Here is a 1,061-nt window from a genome sequence, read left to right as displayed (position 1 = left end):
ATATGGGACGGCCTTGCCCGCGCGGCGTTGGGCCGGGAGATGTCGCCCGTATATCAAAGCGCTTTTGGCCACGCAAACGGCGATCGGTCACGAATTGGAGGCCAGAGCCGTCGTCATTTGCGAATGCTTCATTTTCCCGGCCGAATGTGGCAGGGACGCTGAAATGCCGCAAACAGCAGTTCATTGACAATCATGCCCGTCATCAAAGATCCCGATAGCATTGCAGTCGCCGGCCCGGCGATCATCCTCGTCGAGCCTCAGCTTGGCGAGAACATTGGCATGGTCGCGCGCGCCATGGCCAATTTCGGCCTGTCGGAGCTGCGCCTGGTCAACCCGCGTGATGGTTGGCCGAGCGAGAAGGCGCGCGCTGCGGCCAGCCGCGCCGATCATGTCATCGACGCTGTCACCGTCTTCGACGATCTGGCCTCGGCGCTCGCCGACCTGAACTTTGTCTTCGCCACCACGGCCAGGCAGCGCGACGGCTTCAAATCCGTGCGCGGGCCGGTTGAGGCGGGCAGGCTGCTGCGGGCGCGCCACGTGATGGGCCAGCGCACCGGCATCCTGTTCGGACGCGAACGCTTCGGCCTCTACAATGACGAGGTCGGCCTTGCCGACGAGATCGTCACTTTCCCGGTCGATCCCGATTTCTCCTCGCTCAACATCGCCCAGGCAGCACTTCTGATGTCCTACGAATGGATGAAGTCCGGCCTGGAGGACGAGACCAAGACCAATTTTTCCGGCCCGGACATGAAACCGGCAAGCAAGGAAGAATTGCACGGCCTGTTCGCCTATCTCGAAGGCGCGCTGGAAGCGCGCGGCTATTTCCGGCCGGCGCCGAAGAAGCCGAAAATGATCGACAATCTGCGCGCGGTGCTGACACGCCCCGGTTTTGCCGAACCGGAGCTGAAGGTGCTGCGCGGCATCATCTCGTCGCTCGACAGGTTTTCGCCGGCGATGCCGCGCGGCGACGGGTCCCCTGGCGACGATCCGCGGCGCTTGCCCGCGGCCGCCGCGCGTGCCCGCAAGGCGGAGGCGGGCAAGCGCCGCGGATCGTCGCCAGG

Annotated in this window: 1 protein-coding gene; it reads left to right on the top strand. The window is 64.6% G+C overall.

Annotated features, from left to right (window positions below; genetic code table 11):
- Positions 1-192 precede the first annotated feature (192 nt).
- Positions 193-1,061, top strand: an 869-nt coding sequence (locus EN750_RS35895) for an RNA methyltransferase (protein WP_145968263.1), incomplete at its 3' end; no start/stop codon positions are given.

The sequence above is a fragment of the Mesorhizobium sp. M7A.F.Ca.ET.027.03.2.1 genome (assembly GCF_003999175.1).
Taxonomy (GTDB): Bacteria; Pseudomonadota; Alphaproteobacteria; order Rhizobiales; family Rhizobiaceae; genus Mesorhizobium.
This window is presented reverse-complemented; position numbering and strand designations above follow the sequence as displayed.